Below are 18,370 nucleotides of genomic sequence, written 5' to 3' on the forward strand. Positions count from 1 at the left end.
GAAAAAGCAAAGGAGGTAAGGAGAACTGTAATAAATAAGGCATGTTAAATTTTAGACATAAAAAAACCAGCTTACGCTGGATATTTTATTTGCACCATTTTTAATGATTAAAATGGTGCCCGAGGCCAGACTCGAACTGGCACGCTTTGTGGGCGGGGGATTTTAAATCCCCTGTGTCTACCGATTTCACCACTCGGGCTTAACAAGATGGAGGCGGAGGTCGGAATCGAACCGGCGTCCACGGAGTTGCAGTCCGCTGCATGACCACTCTGCCACCCCGCCGCGTCTTGTTGATGCGTATATTAGCAACCTTTTGAAAAAAAACAATAGCTGTTGTGGTGGATATGCACATAAAATCAACATCTAAAAGAAATTTGGTTAAATAATCATGTATTATTGCTTAAATTCGTTGATACCAACCTTTGGAGAAGCATTGTGGCATTGGTTCTAGATGGAAAAGCATTAGCCAAGCAAATTGAAGCTGATTTACTTGCGCGTGTAGAAGTGTTGAAAGCAAAAACAGGACGTACCCCAATTTTAGCCACTATTTTGGTGGGTGATGATGGTGCTTCAGCAACTTATGTGCGTATGAAGGGCAATGCTTGTCGTCGTGTTGGTATGGATTCGTTAAAAATTGAGTTACCACAAAGCACGACAACTGAACAATTGTTGGCAGAAATTGAAAAATTAAATGCAAATCCTGATGTACACGGCATTTTGTTGCAGCATCCTGTACCTGCACAAATTGATGAACGTGCTTGTTTTGATGCCATTTCACTTGCAAAAGACGTGGATGGTGTAACCTGTCTTGGTTTTGGTCGTATGGCGATGGGCGAAGCAGCATATGGTTCTGCAACACCAGCAGGCATTATGACGATTTTGCAAGCCAATAACATTGAGCTTTCAGGTAGGCATGCTGTTGTTGTTGGGCGTTCAGCAATTTTGGGTAAACCAATGGCTGCGATGTTATTAGAAGCCAATGCAACCGTGACCATCTGTCATTCGCGTACACAAAATTTAGCTGAATTTGTGAAACAAGCCGATATTATTGTGGGTGCAGTGGGTAAAGCCGAACTCATCCAAAAAGATTGGATTAAGCAAGGTGCAGTTGTGGTGGATGCAGGCTTCCATCCACGTGATGGTGGTGGCGTGGGTGATATTCAATTGGTTGGTATTGAACAAATTGCCTCGGCGTATACGCCTGTTCCAGGTGGCGTTGGCCCAATGACGATTACGACTTTAATTCGTCAAACGGTTGAAGCAGCAGAAAAAGCGTTTGCATAATTGTATTTAAATAGACTTCTAGCATGATGATTTACTCCTTTTTATTTTTTCGATTAAGAGGAGTGATAAAAGATTGATGTGTGAAGTTTTATATTAAAAAATCACCGTATCGGCAATGCTGATAGGGTGATTTTTTTATCTGCATGAATGGAATATTTAAAAATGCATACTTTAATGCAAATTGCAGTTGTACCAGCTTTATTGCGTGACGCACTTGAAAAAGTGATTCCAAATACTGAGCTTATGGTGCAACAATTACCAAAAACACCAATTAAATTATGGCTCATCCCGCCTATTTTTCCAACCGAACGCTTAGATGATGAGGTCATTCGTCAAATTTGGAACAATACACCATATTGGATTTTTTGTTGGGCTTCAGGCTTGGCGATGGCGCAATGGTTACTCGAAAATCCTAAACATGTACAAGGTAAAACTGTACTTGATTTTGGTGCAGGTTCGGGTGTGGTGGCAATTGCGGCAAAAATGGCAGGTGCAAAACGGGTCATTTGTTGTGATATTGACCCGATTAGCTTGGCAGCATGCCGTGAAAATGCCAAATTAAATATGGTGGAGCTTGAATATTTAGATGATTTATATCGGGCAGAAAAGGTAGATGTATTGCTTGCCGCCGATGTCTTATATGATCAGTCGAATCGTTTTTTCTTAGATGATTTTTTGAAGATTAGCCCCAATGTGTGGGTAGCCGATAGTCGAGTGAGAAACTTTGATCATCCCTACTATGTTAAAACGGCAGAAATTGCTGCAACCACATGGCCAGATTTAGATGAAGCTAAGGAATTTAATTTAGTCAGTTTCTATCATCACCAACAGGTTTAAACAGATGCATAAAATGCATCTGTTGCACAGATGGGCATTAAGAACAGCGATAACGCACCACAGTTAAGGTGCTTGGGTGCATTTGCATTGCATTACGCACAGCGCTGCCATCATTGCTTGGGCTGCTTAAGCCAAAGCTTGTGTTGCTGTGGCCAATTTTAACGCCTGTACTTTGAGGTTGGTTGGCAGGATTGATAATTTCATTGCTGCTTAAAATATCAATTTTATAGTTTTGATTTGGGCCTAATACGCGCTTACAAACGTTCTGTAATTTGGTTGGATTCGGATTTTGGTTGGCGTGAACCGCTAAAGTGTAGCTGATAATCGCACTATTATTGGTTTGGCTTTCAACTTGATAACCTGAATTGCCATTGTAGCTTTGTGGCATATTTTGGCAGGCGCTAAGTCCTGCTGCGAAAAGTGCAAGACTGATGAATTTTAATGTGTTGTTCATTGGAATCTGACCTAAAGCAGTGTGGCTTTAGTATGCCATAGCTACAATAAATAGACATCTGTTTGTCACATCTTGTCTTGTTAAAAGTATTGTGTGCGCCATATGTTGTCTAAATTTTACGGTAAAAATGTGGTATATCTATGATCAAGCAAGGATTTATCTTTAATTCCAAGCTCCAATAATGTTGTAGAACAACAGATTTTAAAATCAATAACAATTGAGCGAGGCACGCATATGACAACGGAACATGTATATAGCCCAGAGGAAAAGCGAAAACGTATTTTTGGGATTGTTGGCGCAGCATCTGGAAACTTGGTTGAATGGTTCGATTTTTATATTTATGCAGTTTTTGCCGTTTATTTTCAGCATGCGTTGACTGCACCTGATATGAATTCGACCACCAAGGCAGTTTACGTTTGGGGTGTATTTGCAGCAAGCTTTTTTATGCGTCCAATTGGGAGTTGGATTTTTGGGCGCATTGCCGATAAATACGGCCGTAAACAATCAATGGTGATTTCTATTTGCTTAATGGCAGTCAGTTCTTTCTTATTTGCTGCATTACCAACCTATGCCCAAGTTGGCATGATGGCACCATTTTTGTTGTTGTTGGTTCGATTATTACAAGGGCTTTCGGTAGGTGGGGAGTATGGTGCAGTTGCTACCTATATGAGTGAAATTGCTTTAAAAGGTAAGCGTGGTTTTTATGCATCATTTCAATACGTCACGCTTTCGGGGGGGCAGTTATTAGCAAGTTTGTTGGGCGTGGTTTTGCTCATGCTGATGAGCGAACAACAGCTACAAGATGGTGGTTGGCGTATTCCTTTTGTAATTGGTGGAATTACAGCATTGGTATCGTTACTGGCACGCCGTCGTTTAGAAGAAACGTTATCTGAAGATGATAGTCAGCGTAAAGAGTCAGGTAGCCTTCGCGCGTTATTTGCGGAACATTGGAAGGCTTTTTTGTTGGTGGTGGGTTATACCGCAGCGGGTTCACTTAGCTTTTATGTGATTACTGTTTATTCAAAAACGTATATTACTGCACTGGGTATTTCGGGTAAAACAGTGGGGGTGATGATGACGGCTGCATTGTTTGTCTTTATGTTGGCACAGCCTATATTTGGTGCGCTTGCAGATCGGATTGGTCGTCGTCAGTCGATGTTGATTTTTAGTGCGGCTTTGGCAATTTTTGTTTACCCTGTGATGGTGATTGCAATGCCAGCATTTAGCTCATCACCGATTATCGTGACCTTATTGTTGATCTTTTTGATGTTGATTTTAAGTTTCTATACATCGATTAGTGGTTTGATTAAAGCTGAAATGTTCCCACCGCATGTACGTGCATTAGGGGTCGGTTTTTCTTATGCGGTTGCAAATGCAATTTTTGGTGGTTCGGCTCCAGCAGTTGCGTTGCAATTTAAAGGGGCAGGAATTGAAAACACTTTCTTTATTTATGTCATTGTGATGTTAGTGATTTGTTTTTTATGTAGTTGGGCACTGCCAAAAGAGCCTGAATATTTGCATCACGATCATTAATCACTAAATGTTGAGTAAATCTTAAAGTGTGAAGTAAAAAAGCCAGTTCATAATTTGAGCTGGCTTTTTTCTATTTATTTAACTTCTGTACCACCTAAAGAAGCACAGTTTGGTGCATCGGCTGTCCATTTAATTGCAGTGCCTGTCGCAACAGGGCGAACAATACGCCAAGGCCAGAAACCGAAACGCTGGCTTGCATGGTAGTTAATTACGGCATCTGCGCCATAATGCTGCGCGCGATCTTTCATGCGAGGGTAAAGGTCGGTTACGCTGCCATAAGTTCCTTTGGCTACTTTAATGCGTTTAATTTCGGTAAATTTCACATTCAGTGGATAATCAGGGATAAGGCAAATTGGGTGAGTCGTTGGTGTGGTTTTACTTTTTGCATTAGCCACTTGGGTTGTATTGGCATGTAATGTGCTGCAAAGCGTGAGTGCAAGTGTGCTTAAAATGAGTATTTTTTTCATCGGTATGTTCCTTTTAAGGTGGTAATTTTATTCAAAATAAAAGCCACCGAAGTGGCCTTTATTAAAATATGCCTTTAAGCATTGGCTGCTTGAAGGGCATTGAGTAATTCAGTTTGGCGTTGTTTGAGTGCATTTGGTAAACGTTCGCCCAACTTGTCAAACAATTCGGTGTGACTTTCAACTTCTTTTAACCACAGGTCTTTGTCTTGTGAAGTTACTTTATTAAAGTCTGCTTCTGAGAAATCAGTCCCTTTCCAGTTAATGTCATTATAGGTTGGAACTAAACCAATTGGTGTTTCAACTGCATTGGCACGGCCTTCAACACGGTCAATCATCCACTCTAAAATACGTGTATTTTGCCCGAAACCTGGCCATACAAATTGACCATCTTCGTCGCGGCGGAACCAGTTTACATTAAAGATTTTTGGTAATTTATTGCCAGCAAGTTGTGCTTTTTGGGCAACATTTTCACCAATCTCTAACCAGTGGCTAAAGTAGTCTGCCATGTTATAACCCGCAAATGGTAACATTGCAAATGGATCACGGCGCACAACACCTTGTTGACCCACAGCAGCAGCGGTTGTTTCTGAACCCATTGTTGCGGCTTTATATACGCCATCGACCCAGTCAAATGCTTCTGAAACTAAAGGTACGGTGTCTGCGCGACGACCACCAAAAATAAATGCAGAAATTGGTACACCTGCTGGATTTTCCCAATCTGCATCAATCGATGGGCATTGAGATGCTGAAACAGTAAAGCGTGAGTTCGGATGTGCTGCTTTTTCGCCTTCAACGTGTGGCTGACCTTTCCATGTGGTCAGGTTTTTTGGTGCTTCTTTGGTTAAACCTTCCCACCAAACTTGACCATCTTCAGTCACTGCAACGTTGGTGTAAATCACGTTTTTATGCATGGTTGCAATACAGTTTGGGTTGGTTTTGGTGTTCGTACCTGGCGCAACACCAAAGAAACCTGCTTCAGGGTTAATTGCATAAAGACGACCATCTTCACCTGGTTTAATCCATGCAATGTCATCACCTACAGTTTCAATTTTCCAACCTTCATAACCCGCAGGTGGAATTAGCATGGCAAAGTTGGTTTTACCGCATGCAGAAGGGAAGGCCGCTGCAATATAGTGTTTTTCACCTTGTGGATTGGTTACGCCCAAAATAAGCATATGTTCAGCTAACCAACCTTGCTCACGGCCCATCACCGATGCAATACGTAGCGCAAGACATTTTTTACCTAATAAAGCGTTGCCACCGTAACCCGAGCCAAAAGACCAGATCTCACGGGTTTCTGGGTAGTGAACAATGTATTTTTCTTTGTTACATGGCCAAACAACATCGGCTTGACCTTCGGCTAACGGTGCGCCAACAGTATGAACACATGGAATAAACTCGCCATCTGTACCCAATACGTCATACACCGCTTTGCCCATACGTGCCATTTTGGTCATGCTGACCGCAACATAAGGTGAATCGGTTAATTCAATCCCAATGTGGGCAATATGGCTACCAAGTGGGCCCATAGAAAATGGCACAACATATAATGTGCGACCTTGCATTGAGCCATCAAACAAGCCATTTAATTTTGCACGCATCACCGCTGGGTCTTCCCAGTTGTTGGTTGCGCCAGCATCATCTTTGTGTGCAGAACAAATATAAGTACGGTCTTCAACACGAGCAACATCACTTGGGTCTGAGTTTGCTAAGTAAGAACCAGGATGTTTTTCTTCATTGAGTTTTTGCATTGTGCCGTTCGCAATCATCAAGTCAATCAGACGTTGATATTCTTCTTCGCTACCGTCACACCATTCGATTTTTGCTGGTTTTGTTAATTGAGCAATTTCTTCCACCCAAGCAATCAGCTTAGGGTGGCGTACGAATTCTGGTGCATTCACTTGAATCATGTTGATGGCCTTTGAAAATAAGGAAACCCAACACACCGAGATAACAAAGCGCTGATTCAGGGTGTGTTAAAAATTGCGGCTATTAAATCATAAAGATGCCTAAAATTTAAGATCCTCAGGATTTGGGTGTTAAGAAATATCAAAATAAATTTTAAAAATGAATAATCAAGTAATTGATTAAACTTAATTTTTAATTAATCATTTATCTATAAAATTATTTTTTTATTTTCATTTATTTTTAAAATAATAAATTAAATCATTAATATACAAAATAGAGTAAATAGTCTAAATAAAGTGCGAAATCTTCTATTTTTTACATAAATCAACTTTTTAATGGGTGAAAAACAATCAAAATAAGTGAAAAAGGAGGCTGAAAAATGCAAGCTGAACTTAAACCTTTATCTATTTTATATAATGAAAAATCTGGATTTCACGCACAACATAAAGATCAAGTGTATGATCCATTAATGATGCTTTTTACTGATGCAGGTTTTGAAATACAGGTTTTTGAATTTACACAACAAAATTCAATTGATACGGCGATGAAAAAAATTTTAGCACGCCATCAACAGGCGGCGGATTGTGGTGTTGTAGTTGCCGCAGGGGGAGATGGTACAGTCAATGCGGTGGCTTCTTATTTAATTCAAACCAATATTCCTTTAGGGATTTTGCCATTAGGCACTTTTAACTATGTTGCACGCGCGTATCATATTCCGCTTGAGCTAATTGATGCGGCTAGAGTGATTGCAACAGGGCGGATGTTGCCGATTCATGTCGCAAAATTAAATGATTTAATTTATTTAAATAATGCAAGTTTAGGGTTGTACCCACTTTTTATCGAAAAGCGTGAATATTATAACCGTTGGTTAGGGCGCTTTAAAATTCATGCATATAGTTCGGGTTTAGATGTCTTATTAGGTCAATACCCAGAGTTAAAGTTAGAAGTTGTGGTAGATGGTGAAAAGTATCCTGTTAAAACGCCATTGGTCTTTTTTGGGAATAACCCACTACAACTTAAGGAGATGAATCTTAAAATTGCACAAGCTGCAAAGCTTGGGCGACTTGCGGGTATTGTGGTGGCAAAAAGTGGCAAAATGGCATTGTTAAAACTATTGCTTCAGTTGGTACGTGGTGAAATTGACCATGCGTCGAATGTGTATAGCTTTAGTGCTGAGCAGGTTGAAATATATGCACATAAAGCGAAAAGTATACGTGTGGCTGTAGATGGTGAATTGCATATAGAGAGATTGCCGCTCAAATTAACTGTTGAAAAAAATGCCTTAAACTTAATGGTGCCTTATGTTGCTACATCTGTCTGATTTACACTTTGGTGCTGAACAGTCTGAATGTTTGGTGGCGATTGAGCATTTTTGTCGGCAGCATCCGATTGAGGCAGTTGCGGTAAGTGGTGATTTGACCCAGCGTGCGCGTTTTATACAGTTTTTTAAATGTAAACAATTTTTAGAGCGTTTGAATTTACCGTATTTGGTGGTGCCAGGGAATCATGATATTCCGCTGTATCATGTTTGGCATCGTATGCTCAGTCCATTTGCGCGTTATAAAGCTTTTTTTGGCGAAACAGAAGCGATCTTAGAAACAGAACATTATTTCTTAATGGGGGTGAATAGTATTCGGCGGCGACATCATACCAAAGGGCATATTTCGTTGACGCAAATTCAATATATTGATGAAATTTTAAAACAAGCACCTGCACATAAATTAAAAATTATCGTGGTTCATCAACCTTTTTATGCTTCGGCACAAGCGCCGCATGGGCTAAAAGATTGTCCTGTACTAGGTAGGATGGCCTTACAAGTATGGAGTAAAAATGGGCTTTCGGCATTGTTACATGGGCATTTGCATCAGACTGCGGTGTATGACTTAAATCAAATTTACCAGTTGCAGCAGAATCATCCTATATTAGAGGTGCATGCGGGAACTTCGACATCGGTACGTTTGCGCAGTCAACAACCGAACAGTTTTAATGTCTTGTTGCGGACAGGGCAGGTGCAGCATTATCAATTTAATCGTGTGAGTCGGGAATTTGTATTAACTTGATATTGCGCGAAAAACAAACAAATTAAACGAGATAGCAAAAAAAGATGCAAAAAATCGAGATTTTTTTTGATCTTCCCCTTGAAGCGCCATTTTCAACCCCCAAAACAGTGACATCCTTAAAAAATCTGCAACATGACTTTTAGGATATAAAGTCATGTTGCACGTTGAAAAAACTTAATCTAATGGAGTTTCCTATGAGCACTATTCGTCCATTACATGATCGCGTTGTGATTCGTCGTGTAGAAGAAGAAACAAAAACTGCAGGCGGAATTTTATTACCAGGTTCGGCTGCTGAAAAGCCAGCGCAAGGTGAAGTGATTGCTGTAGGTAATGGTCAAGTGACAGATAATGGCGTTCGCGCATTAGATGTAAACGTTGGCGATAAAGTATTGTTTGGTACTTATGCAGGTACAACTGTAAAAGTAAATGGCGAAGAGCTATTGATTATGAAAGAGTCTGACATTTTAGCGGTACTTGAAGGCTAAGCCTTAAGTTTAATTTGCGATTGATCAGATCATAATTTATTCAAAGATTCGGAGTAAGACATGTCAGCTAAAGACGTAAAATTCGGTGATTCAGCACGCTCAAAAATGATTGCAGGTGTAAATGTACTTGCAGATGCCGTGAAAGTGACTTTAGGCCCTAAAGGTCGTAATGTTGTAATTGATCGTTCTTTTGGTGCGCCGCACATCACTAAAGATGGTGTAACAGTTGCTAAAGAAATTTCTTTAAAAGATAAATTTGAAAACATGGGTGCACAATTGGTGCGTGAAGTGTCTTCAAAAACCAACGATATTGCTGGTGATGGTACAACAACTGCAACTGTATTGGCGCAAGCAATTTTAAATGAAGGGATCAAGTCAGTTACTGCTGGTATGAACCCAATGGATTTAAAACGCGGTATCGATATTGCGGTTAAAGCGGTTGTTGCAAACATTCGTGATACAGCTAAACCTGCTGATGATTTTAAAGCGATTGAGCAAGTAGGTTCAATTTCTGCAAACTCTGATGAGACTGTGGGTAAATTGATCGCTCAAGCGATGGAAAAAGTAGGTAAAGAAGGCGTTATTACCGTTGAAGAAGGTTCAGGCTTTGAAGATGCGCTTGATGTTGTAGAAGGTATGCAGTTTGACCGTGGTTATATCTCGCCATACTTTGCCAACAAACAAGACACTTTAACTGCTGAACTTGAAAATCCGTTCATTCTGCTTGTTGATAAAAAAATCAGCAACATCCGTGAATTGATCACCACTTTAGAAGCGGTTGCTAAAACTGGTAAGCCACTTTTAATTATCGCTGAAGATGTTGAAGGTGAAGCGCTTGCTACACTTGTTGTGAACAACATGCGCGGCATTATCAAAGTATGTGCGGTGAAAGCACCAGGTTTCGGTGACCGTCGTAAAGCAATGTTGCAAGATATTGCTATTTTGACTGGCGCAACTGTTATTTCTGAAGAAATTGGTATGTCTTTAGAACAAGCATCGCTACAAGATTTAGGGACTGCGCATAAAGTAACAGTTTCTAAAGAAAACACAGTAATTGTTGATGGTGCTGGTAATGCTGCGCAAATTGCTGAACGTGTTCAACAAATCCGCGCGCAAATTGAAGAATCTACCTCTGAATACGACAAAGAAAAACTTCAAGAACGCGTTGCTAAACTAGCAGGCGGTGTTGCAGTCATCAAAATTGGTGCAGCAACTGAAGTTGAAATGAAAGAGAAGAAAGATCGTGTAGACGATGCACTTCATGCAACGCGTGCTGCGGTTGAAGAAGGTGTTGTTGCAGGTGGTGGTGTTGCACTTGTACGCGCAGTAAATGCACTTGACGGCTTAACAGGCGCAAATGATGACCAAACTGTGGGTATCAACATTTTACGCCGTGCGATCGAAGCGCCACTTCGTCAAATCGTATCGAATGCAGGTGATGAACCGTCTGTTGTTGTCAATGCGGTTAAAGCAGGCGAAGGTAACTTTGGTTATAACGCTGCAACTGGTGTGTATGGCGATATGTTAGAAATGGGTATTTTAGACCCTGCGAAAGTAACGCGTTCTGCACTTGAGCATGCTGCATCTGTTGCAGGCTTAATGTTGACGACTGAAGCAATGATTACTGATATTCCAGAAGACAAACCTGCTGCACCAGACATGGGCGGTATGGGTGGTATGGGCGGAATGATGTAATTCGTATTTTGCCTGACTAAGTGTTTGTAATTAAATGTTTAGATATTAATTTTTATTCATATTGCTCATATGGTTACTCGCACTTGGTTCTGATAAAAAAGGTCGCTTCATCGCGACCTTTTTTATTTGGGTTTAAAATATGACTTTAGTGGTAAGTATATTTAGCCCATTTTGAATAGTATAAGAATGAATATTGCCTTTCGTATCATAGTTATCTAATGGAGTAGAATTGGGCTTTGTGTGTTTATATCAAGATACATAGGTTGCTAATACATAAATAAAGTTTTTTTATAACAATTTCCTTTGCAGCATAATATGTAAAATTTTTGAATGATTGTTGTTTTAGTGACTAAAAGATATTTTCGTAAAATTAGGTGCTTATAATGTAATAAACAATAAATTCTAAAAACGACAGACAAAAAAAAGCCATACTCTGTCAGTAGGGAGTATGGCCAAAATAGGAAACTACAGCAGAATTCCTATGTGTTTTCATACTAAAAGGCTAAACTTAAAATAGTCTTAATTCTAAGCTTTTCTATGTTGATTAGACTTTTAACCCCTCACATGTTAACCTACGCTTGATTTTAGCTCATCTCTTTAGACTTCTCATGCAGTTGACTCCACCCTAACGTCTGATTTTTTCAATTTAAACGTTCATTACCGTCTATATGGCGAGTGATGTGGAGCAGGCATGTGTTGATCTATCACATCACTCGCCTTTAAAAGTAAAATATACAAAGGCTTTTTCTATGTTATCTACTGTTCGAGAACAATGGTTCTCTAATGTTCGAGGGGATGTTCTCTCGGGCTTGGTTGTTGGCTTGGCGCTTATTCCAGAGGCAATTGCATTCTCAATTATTGCCGGCGTTGACCCTAAAATTGGCTTGTATGCCTCTTTCTGTATTGCTGTGGTGATTTCATTTGTTGGTGGTCGTCCTGCCATGATTTCGGCAGCAACAGGAGCAATGGCTTTATTGATGGTCACCTTGGTGAAACAACATGGCTTACAATATTTATTTGCTGCTACGATTCTAACGGGTATTTTACAAGTAGCGATTGGTTATTTAAAACTTGCGAAGTTGATGCGTTTTGTCTCGAAGTCGGTGGTCATTGGCTTTGTGAATGCACTTGCGATTTTAATTTTTATGGCACAATTACCCGAACTCACCCACGTGAGTTGGCTCGTATATCCTTTAGTGGGATTAGGTTTGGGGATTATTTATTTATTTCCCTATATACCTAAAATTGGCAGCCTGATTCCTTCGCCATTAATCTCTATTGTGGTGGTGACCTGTATTGCTTTATTTTTGCACTTAGATGTCCGTACAGTTGGAGATATGGGCGCATTACCAAATACCTTACCTGTATTTTTAATTCCTGATATTCCACTTAATTTAGATACCCTTAAAATTATTTTACCCTATGCATTTGCGATGGCATTTGTGGGCTTATTAGAGTCGATGATGACCGCCACCATTGTTGATGAAATGACCGATACTGCGAGTAATAAATTTCGAGAGTGTAAAGGTCAGGGGATTGCCAATATTGCTTGTGGATTTATGGGCGGAATGGCGGGCTGTGCCATGATTGGTCAGTCGATGATTAATGTGAAGTCAGGTGGGCGAACACGTTTATCAACCTTATGTGCAGGTGTGTTCTTGCTGATTTTGGTGGTGTTTTTAAGTAGTTGGCTGAAAGTCATTCCAATGGCTGCATTGGTTGCAGTGATGATTATGGTGTCGATTAGTACTTTTGAATGGCGTTCACTCACGCAATTTAAACATAATCCGCGTAGCAGTAATATTGTAATGATTGCCACAGTAATTGTGGTGGTTGCGACCCATAATTTGGCTTTGGGTGTCTTAACAGGCGTTTTGCTTTCGGCATTATTTTTAGCGAATAAGCTTGAAAATGATCTTCGCATTGAGTCAGAAAAAATCCAAAATCAGCGCATTTATACTTTGCGTGGGCAAATATTCTTTAGTTCTTCTGAAAAATTTATGCAAAGTTTCGACTTTAATGAGAACATTGATACTGTCGTGATTGATTTAACACAGGCACATATTTGGGATGTTACCTCGGTTGCCATGTTAGATAGTGTTATTGCAAAGTTCAATGCTAAACAGACTCAGGTACACGTTCGTGGTTTGAATGAAGCCAGTTCGCTCATGATTGATAAATATGGTACGCATGCCAAAATTTAAGTTTATTTAGAAATATCAGTAACCATTGTTTTTTAAATAAACCATAAAAAAGCCTCCGAAGAGGCTTTTTTATGGTTTATACATTAAGGGCAATTGAGTTGCTGTAATGCGGCAACACGTTGCTCAATACTTGGGTGGGTTTGGAATAATGCAGCAAGGCTAAAACCTTGTTCCTTACCTTCCGCAATTGCAAACGCTTTCATTTCTTTTGGCATTTGATCTGGCAATTCTGATTCAGCTTGTAGGCGTAACAAGGCTGAAATCATAGCTTGTTTACCTGCCAAACGTGCACCTGCTTCATCAGCACGGTATTCGCGGTAGCGTGAGAACCACATCACAATTGCTGAAGCAAGAATACCAAATACAATATCAAGCACCATGGTAATGATGAAATAACCCATGCCGGGTGCTTCATCATCTTGGCGGCCAAACACATTACGGTCAATAAAGTCACCGACCACACGTGCAAAGAACATCACAAAGGTATTGACCACACCTTGAACTAAGGCAAGTGTGACCATGTCACCATTGGCAACGTGACCAATTTCATGGGCAAGAACGGCACGCAATTCATCTTTATTCATACGTTCAAGCAAGCCTGATGAAACTGCAACCAAAGCATCGTTTTTGTTCCAACCCGTTGCAAAGGCATTAGATTGGTAAGATGGGAAAATACCCACTTCAGGCATACGAATATTTGAGCGCTGCGCTAAATCGGCAACGGTTTGTAATAACCAAACTTCTGCTTGGTTACGTGGGGCATTCGGCTCGATGAGTTCTGTACCTGTGGTCTTTTTTGCCATCCATTTAGACATGAATAATGACATTAAAGATCCGACCATACCGAACACAAAACACATGACCAAGAGATTACCTAAACGTAATCCACCTGCACCATGGTAACTTCCGACACCTAAGACTGACAAAATAAGACCAGCGACAACCAGTACCGCGAGGTTGGTAAGCAAGAACAAACCAATCCGCATCATCGAGATAATCCTCTTATAATAGAAATAAACGATAATTTATCGATATGATAAATCATGTTTCTAATATGAGACCAATACCTCAGAAATTCAAGAATGAATCGTATAAAACAGCCAAAATATCTTGTTAAGATTTATATCTTAAAGCGATTAGGCTTTAGTTTTTTACAATCATATCGGTAAATGTACCATCGGCGCGTTGGATGATTTGCCGCGCAAGGGTTTTACGTTCTTTATTGCTAGATTGGGGTAGGGTCGCCGCTGCAACTTCTGGTGCTTGAGTTGTCGTAGAGTTCCGAGCATGTTTGTCTGAACTGGACAATGACGATGTTTGCATGGCATTGGCATATAAATGGTTATAACGATTTAACACCCGTTGTACATAGTCTTGCGTTTCACGAAAGGGGGGGATACCCCGATATTTGTCGACATTACCTTCGCCTGCATTATAGGCCGCTAAAGCCAATTGTGTATTGCCATTATAGCGTTTTAATAGCAGGCTTAAGTATTTAGCTCCGCCAAAAATATTGTCATGTGGGTCAAAACTATTGTTCACATTAAAACGTTTTGCTGTAGCAGGCATGAGTTGCATAAGACCTTGTGCACCCACAGGTGACTTTGCATGGGGATTAAAGCCTGATTCAGTATGCATCACTGCTTTAATGAGACCTGCTGCTAGCCCATGTTGCTCGGCAGCTTGGTGGATCAGATCATTAAATGCATCTTTATTTTTATTAAAACTCGGTAAAATAGAGGCTTCGCTTGCCCCCCAGTTTTTATAGTTATGAATATTGCTGTCGGCATAATAGGTGACGTTCACTTTTTTTAAGCCAGTCCCCATTTGTTGGCGATTGGTCAATAAAGGGATACCATCACGATCTTCATAGGTGTAGACCTTTCCAGCATGTGTGAAAGACCCTATGCAGGTACTTAAACAAATCACAACACATGTGGCTTGATAATGAGATTTTTTTTTCATTTTTAACAAAAGCAATCAAGCGAGATTTAGCTTAAAGATTTTAGCAGAAAGTGCTTGGATTGCGATGATAAAAGTAAAAATCTGATAAAACTGTGAAATTAAAAAAGCAAGTGTTTTGAGGTTGAAAAGAGTCAAAAAAAATTAAATTTTTTTTTCACAAGATCAACTTGACTCGGGTAAGCTATTGAAAATTAATATTAAAAAATAATGGTTAAAAAATGATCAATCTGTGCTTAGGTCTTAAGGATAGGTCTCATTCGGTTGTCAAGCCTGAAAGAATCCACAATTTTATCCACAGCTTTTGTGGAAAAGCCTAAAAGCGCTGAAATAATCACCATTTGGGTGAAAATAAGACCGTTTCAACTTAATTGAAGTTGTTGACAGCTTGATGACATAAAAAAATATTGTAAGAAATGAAAAAGGATTAATGCGAAGCTGCGATGAATCGGCTAAAATCAGCCCTTATTTTTTCTTAGGGTGAATCTTGTCTATGTACTCTCCGGTTGAGTCCAATCAAGGATTTAATTTCAAACCTGAACTTCCTACAAGTTCGGCCTATTATCGCTTGTTGAAGAAACTGCGTCGTCAGGTTGGCCACGCGATTCGCGACTTTAAAATGATTGAAGATGGCGATAAAGTCATGGTTTGTATTTCTGGAGGGAAAGACAGCTATACCTTATTGGATATTTTGTTGCAGTTCAAACGCATTGCACCAATTAATTTTGATGTGGTGGCGGTGAACCTTGACCAAAAACAGCCAGGCTTTCCTGAAGATGTATTGCCACGTTATTTAGAAGAAAATAACATTCCTTATTATATTTTGGAAAAAGATACTTATAGCATTACCAAGCGTTTAACGCCTGAAGGTAAAACGTATTGTGCAGTGTGTTCACGTTTGCGCCGTGGGTCGTTATATGGTTTTGCCCAAGAAATTGGCGCAACCAAAGTGGCGCTAGGGCATCATCGTGATGATATCATTGCAACGTTCTTCTTAAATTTATTCCACGGTGGTAGCTTAAAAGCGATGCCGCCTAAATTGTTGTCAACCGACAAGAAGAATATCTTGATTCGTCCTTTGGCTTATGTCGAAGAAAAAGACATTATTAAATATGCCGAAATGCGTAAGTTCCCGATTATTCCGTGTAATTTATGTGGTTCACAAGAAAACTTGCAACGTGCTATGCTCAATGAAATGCTGCGTGATTGGGATAAGCAGTATCCAAAACGCTTGCATAGTATTTTTGGTGCCTTACAGAATGTGTCGCCTTCACAATTGGCAGACCGTGAATTATTTGATTTTGAAAAATTAGATTCAGAGCGAGAGTTTGATTTGAAAGATCCTGAAGAACTCAAAAACCGTTTAGATGTGGTTAATTTGAGTTTTGCAGCTGAATAAAATGGTTGTAAGATAAAAAAAGCAGGCGATTTAAAGCGCCTGCTTTTTTATTGTTTTTCTATTTTTGTGCTACTTCTGCATTAACAGATTATAGCTTGTGTGTAAATTAAACCATTAGTTTGCAAAAAAGACATCATTCACTAGAACTTCGTGTTATAAAAAGGTTTTGCCATACTTTGGCAACCTTGTAAGATTTTTAAATTATTTAGAGGATATCACATGCCTGCTTTTCTATCAGAAGATTGGTTTTCGACCGTAGAGCAATTGAGCGCACAAGCGGGAGATTTAAACTTGTCACCTGCGCTTCAGAATTTGGCAGTGAATTTTGTCGTGTCTGATGCGGGAAAAAATACCGAAATGTCTTTGATAGGTGGCAAACTCCAAAAGGGATTGGTTGAAAATGCCAAAACCACTTTAAATATGGATGCAGAAACCCTACGTAAAGTTTTTTTAGAGTTTGATTTAACAGCAGCAATGCAAGCCTTTATGACAGGTAAAATTAAGGTTCAAGGCGATATGTCACAATTAATGGCCTTGCAAACGGCAAAACCAAGTACTGAACAAAAAAGCTTGTATAAGCAGATTTTACAAGAAACAGTTTAAACAAAAAAGGATGGCTATTGGCCATCCTTTTTTTTAAACATCAATTACTTCGTTATCTTGAATATGTTCTAGATAAGCGCGAATACGTACCACATATTGTAATGCCTGCGTATAGCGTGGGTTCTTAGCTTTATGCTGTTGTAAATAGGCATAAAGATTGACCCAGTTATTGGCATCCTTACCTTGTTTCGTCAGTTGCTGTTGAATAGACGCAACCGCATTTGGCCCCATATTGTAAGCAACCAAAGCGAACCAATAACGGTCAGGTATCGCAATGTTACTGTATTGATCTAACAATTGATCGAAATATTTTGCCCCGCCTTGAATACTTTGTTCAGGGTCATTGCGATTTTGAATCCCCATCTCTTTGGCTGTGCCCGCGGTTAACATCATTAAGCCACGTACACCTGTTGGTGAAATTGAGTTGGGCTTAAGATAGGATTCTTGATAGCCCATTGCCGCTAAAATATGCCAATCCAAATCGTACTGATTTGCCGCACGCTGAAAACTGGCTTTATAAATTGGCATGCGTTGCTTTAAATCTTGCTCCACCACACTCCATGAATTTTCAGAAACCACTTTATGGTTATAAAATGACGCCAAATGTTCAAGTGAACCATTCTGTTTGGTTTGACATAAATAGCCACTTGCAGTTGCGGTCAGTGGATCATCTGCATGTTTAAAAACCAAATTTAAATTGGGATCTAATCCATTTTTCGCCAAAATTTCGTCATTCCCACAACTGACTGAGAATGTGCTAAGTTTTTTGTGTTCAATACTAGATATATCAGCATTGGTTAAAGCAAAATTGGCTTTGCCTTTGGCAACCCATTGTAGAGCAGTCGCATTGTCATCAACAATTTTAAAGTTTAAGTTAACATTTAGGCTTTGGGCATAGTTGCGTAGTAAATCATAGCCAAAACCATGTGAATACTGTCCACCATCAAAGATGGTACTAGGTGTGCGTACAGCCACCACAGTGAGGGTGTTTTGTTGCATTACTGCATCATACTGAGAAGCAGGTTTGCTGGCATTAATAGCAAAAGGCAGCATTGCGGCACTAAAAGTGAGCAATTGAATAGGTAGCGAAGTAAAAAAGTTCTTTAGGCGTAAACGCCTCGAACACTCCAAAAGTTGAGAGAACATGGTGGCTCCGAAACAGAGACTAACGACTCCAATTGGTAAGATATAGATCAAACCATTTAGTTGGCTAAGTGCGCTGGGAGGGCAGTCTAAAGATCATTAAAATGACGAATAAAAATAAATTGCAAACATCTGTAAAGATGTAGATTAAAAAACAAGCAAAAATAAACAAGAGGGGCGCATATTATCGGCACAATTTTTAAAAGTCAAATTTTAAATGGCGAAAGGTTGTAAAAATGAGGATTTTTTGTTGATCAATAGTGATGAAAATGTCATGCAGTTTTTTTAAATTTTATATTTTGTATCGCTGTGGTGAAGTGTTGTTAGAACCCATAA

The 18,370-nt window shown here is 39.7% G+C and carries 16 protein-coding genes and 2 tRNA genes; 10 read left to right on the plus strand and 8 right to left on the minus strand.

The features are described 5' to 3' along the window. Positions 1 to 113: 113 nt before the first annotated feature. Together FXN70_RS00005 and FXN70_RS00010 are read right to left on the minus strand one after the other, a co-directional pair. A tRNA-Leu gene (locus FXN70_RS00005) sits at positions 114 to 199 on the minus strand. A 9-nt stretch (positions 200 to 208) separates the two neighbouring features. Continuing rightward, a tRNA-Cys gene (locus tag FXN70_RS00010) sits at positions 209 to 282 on the minus strand. 153 nt (positions 283 to 435) lie between these two features. Between FXN70_RS00010 and folD the strand changes: the two genes are divergently transcribed. Together folD and FXN70_RS00020 are read left to right on the plus strand one after the other, a co-directional pair. Then, positions 436 to 1,284: a bifunctional methylenetetrahydrofolate dehydrogenase/methenyltetrahydrofolate cyclohydrolase FolD gene (folD, locus tag FXN70_RS00015; protein WP_324645377.1), complete on the plus strand. Its 849-nt coding sequence runs from the start codon at positions 436 to 438 to the stop codon at positions 1,282 to 1,284. A gap of 162 nt (positions 1,285 to 1,446) precedes the next feature. Then, positions 1,447 to 2,121: a class I SAM-dependent methyltransferase gene (locus FXN70_RS00020; protein ID WP_324645378.1), complete on the plus strand. Its 675-nt coding sequence runs from the start codon at positions 1,447 to 1,449 to the stop codon at positions 2,119 to 2,121. 37 nt (positions 2,122 to 2,158) lie between these two features. Here FXN70_RS00020 and FXN70_RS00025 read toward each other — a convergent pair whose 3' ends face one another. Then, positions 2,159 to 2,575 (minus strand): hypothetical protein, encoded by a 417-nt coding sequence (locus FXN70_RS00025; protein WP_324645379.1) that lies wholly within the window; start codon positions 2,573 to 2,575, stop codon positions 2,159 to 2,161. Positions 2,576 to 2,809: 234 nt separating this feature from the next. Here FXN70_RS00025 and FXN70_RS00030 point away from each other — a divergent pair, with 234 nt between their 5' ends. Then, complete coding sequence (locus tag FXN70_RS00030) at positions 2,810 to 4,108, plus strand: MFS transporter (RefSeq protein WP_324645380.1); 1,299 nt, start codon at positions 2,810 to 2,812, stop codon at positions 4,106 to 4,108. 74 nt (positions 4,109 to 4,182) lie between these two features. On the opposite strand, the gene FXN70_RS00035 is transcribed toward FXN70_RS00030, so the two are convergent. Together FXN70_RS00035 and FXN70_RS00040 are read right to left on the minus strand one after the other, a co-directional pair. Further along, complete coding sequence (locus FXN70_RS00035) at positions 4,183 to 4,575, minus strand: hypothetical protein (protein WP_324645381.1); 393 nt, start codon at positions 4,573 to 4,575, stop codon at positions 4,183 to 4,185. A 74-nt stretch (positions 4,576 to 4,649) separates the two neighbouring features. Next, positions 4,650 to 6,491 carry a phosphoenolpyruvate carboxykinase (GTP) gene (locus FXN70_RS00040; protein WP_324646030.1) on the minus strand — a complete coding sequence of 614 codons (1,842 nt, stop codon included), beginning with the start codon at positions 6,489 to 6,491 and terminating at the stop codon, positions 4,650 to 4,652. 371 nt (positions 6,492 to 6,862) lie between these two features. Between FXN70_RS00040 and FXN70_RS00045 the strand changes: the two genes are divergently transcribed. From FXN70_RS00045 to FXN70_RS00065, 5 genes are all read left to right on the plus strand, one after another. After that, positions 6,863 to 7,804 (plus strand): diacylglycerol/lipid kinase family protein, encoded by a 942-nt coding sequence (locus FXN70_RS00045; protein ID WP_324645382.1) that lies wholly within the window; start codon positions 6,863 to 6,865, stop codon positions 7,802 to 7,804. Beyond that, entirely contained in the window at positions 7,785 to 8,543 is a 759-nt protein-coding gene (locus FXN70_RS00050) for a metallophosphoesterase family protein (protein WP_324645383.1), read from the plus strand. Before FXN70_RS00045 ends, FXN70_RS00050 begins: the two co-directional genes overlap by 20 nt. A gap of 194 nt (positions 8,544 to 8,737) precedes the next feature. Continuing rightward, positions 8,738 to 9,028, plus strand: coding sequence for a co-chaperone GroES (locus FXN70_RS00055; RefSeq protein WP_324645384.1), 291 nt, complete (start codon positions 8,738 to 8,740; stop codon positions 9,026 to 9,028). A gap of 60 nt (positions 9,029 to 9,088) precedes the next feature. Further along, positions 9,089 to 10,723: a chaperonin GroEL gene (gene groL, locus FXN70_RS00060; protein WP_324645385.1), complete on the plus strand. Its 1,635-nt coding sequence runs from the start codon at positions 9,089 to 9,091 to the stop codon at positions 10,721 to 10,723. Positions 10,724 to 11,472: 749 nt separating this feature from the next. Then, complete coding sequence (locus FXN70_RS00065) at positions 11,473 to 12,927, plus strand: SulP family inorganic anion transporter (protein WP_324645386.1); 1,455 nt, start codon at positions 11,473 to 11,475, stop codon at positions 12,925 to 12,927. An 83-nt stretch (positions 12,928 to 13,010) separates the two neighbouring features. Here the strand turns inward: FXN70_RS00065 and htpX are convergent, their stop codons facing one another. After that, positions 13,011 to 13,916: a protease HtpX gene (htpX, locus tag FXN70_RS00070; protein WP_324645387.1), complete on the minus strand. Its 906-nt coding sequence runs from the start codon at positions 13,914 to 13,916 to the stop codon at positions 13,011 to 13,013. 154 nt (positions 13,917 to 14,070) lie between these two features. Further along, entirely contained in the window at positions 14,071 to 14,892 is an 822-nt protein-coding gene (locus tag FXN70_RS00075) for a lytic transglycosylase domain-containing protein (protein ID WP_324645388.1), read from the minus strand. A 490-nt stretch (positions 14,893 to 15,382) separates the two neighbouring features. Between FXN70_RS00075 and ttcA the strand changes: the two genes are divergently transcribed. Beyond that, positions 15,383 to 16,288: a tRNA 2-thiocytidine(32) synthetase TtcA gene (ttcA, locus tag FXN70_RS00080; RefSeq protein WP_324645389.1), complete on the plus strand. Its 906-nt coding sequence runs from the start codon at positions 15,383 to 15,385 to the stop codon at positions 16,286 to 16,288. Positions 16,289 to 16,507: 219 nt separating this feature from the next. Then, on the plus strand, positions 16,508 to 16,891 hold the full coding sequence (locus tag FXN70_RS00085) for an SCP2 sterol-binding domain-containing protein (RefSeq protein ID WP_324645390.1): 384 nt from the start codon (positions 16,508 to 16,510) through the stop codon (positions 16,889 to 16,891). Positions 16,892 to 16,924: 33 nt separating this feature from the next. Here the strand turns inward: FXN70_RS00085 and FXN70_RS00090 are convergent, their stop codons facing one another. Beyond that, a complete protein-coding gene (locus FXN70_RS00090; protein ID WP_324645391.1) occupies positions 16,925 to 18,037 on the minus strand; it encodes a transglycosylase SLT domain-containing protein in 1,113 nt (370 codons plus the stop codon). Positions 18,038 to 18,370: the final 333 nt, after the last annotated feature.

Origin of the sequence: Acinetobacter sp. MD2 (assembly GCF_035615575.1) — a bacterium.
In the GTDB taxonomy this organism is placed as follows: domain Bacteria; phylum Pseudomonadota; class Gammaproteobacteria; order Pseudomonadales; family Moraxellaceae; genus Acinetobacter.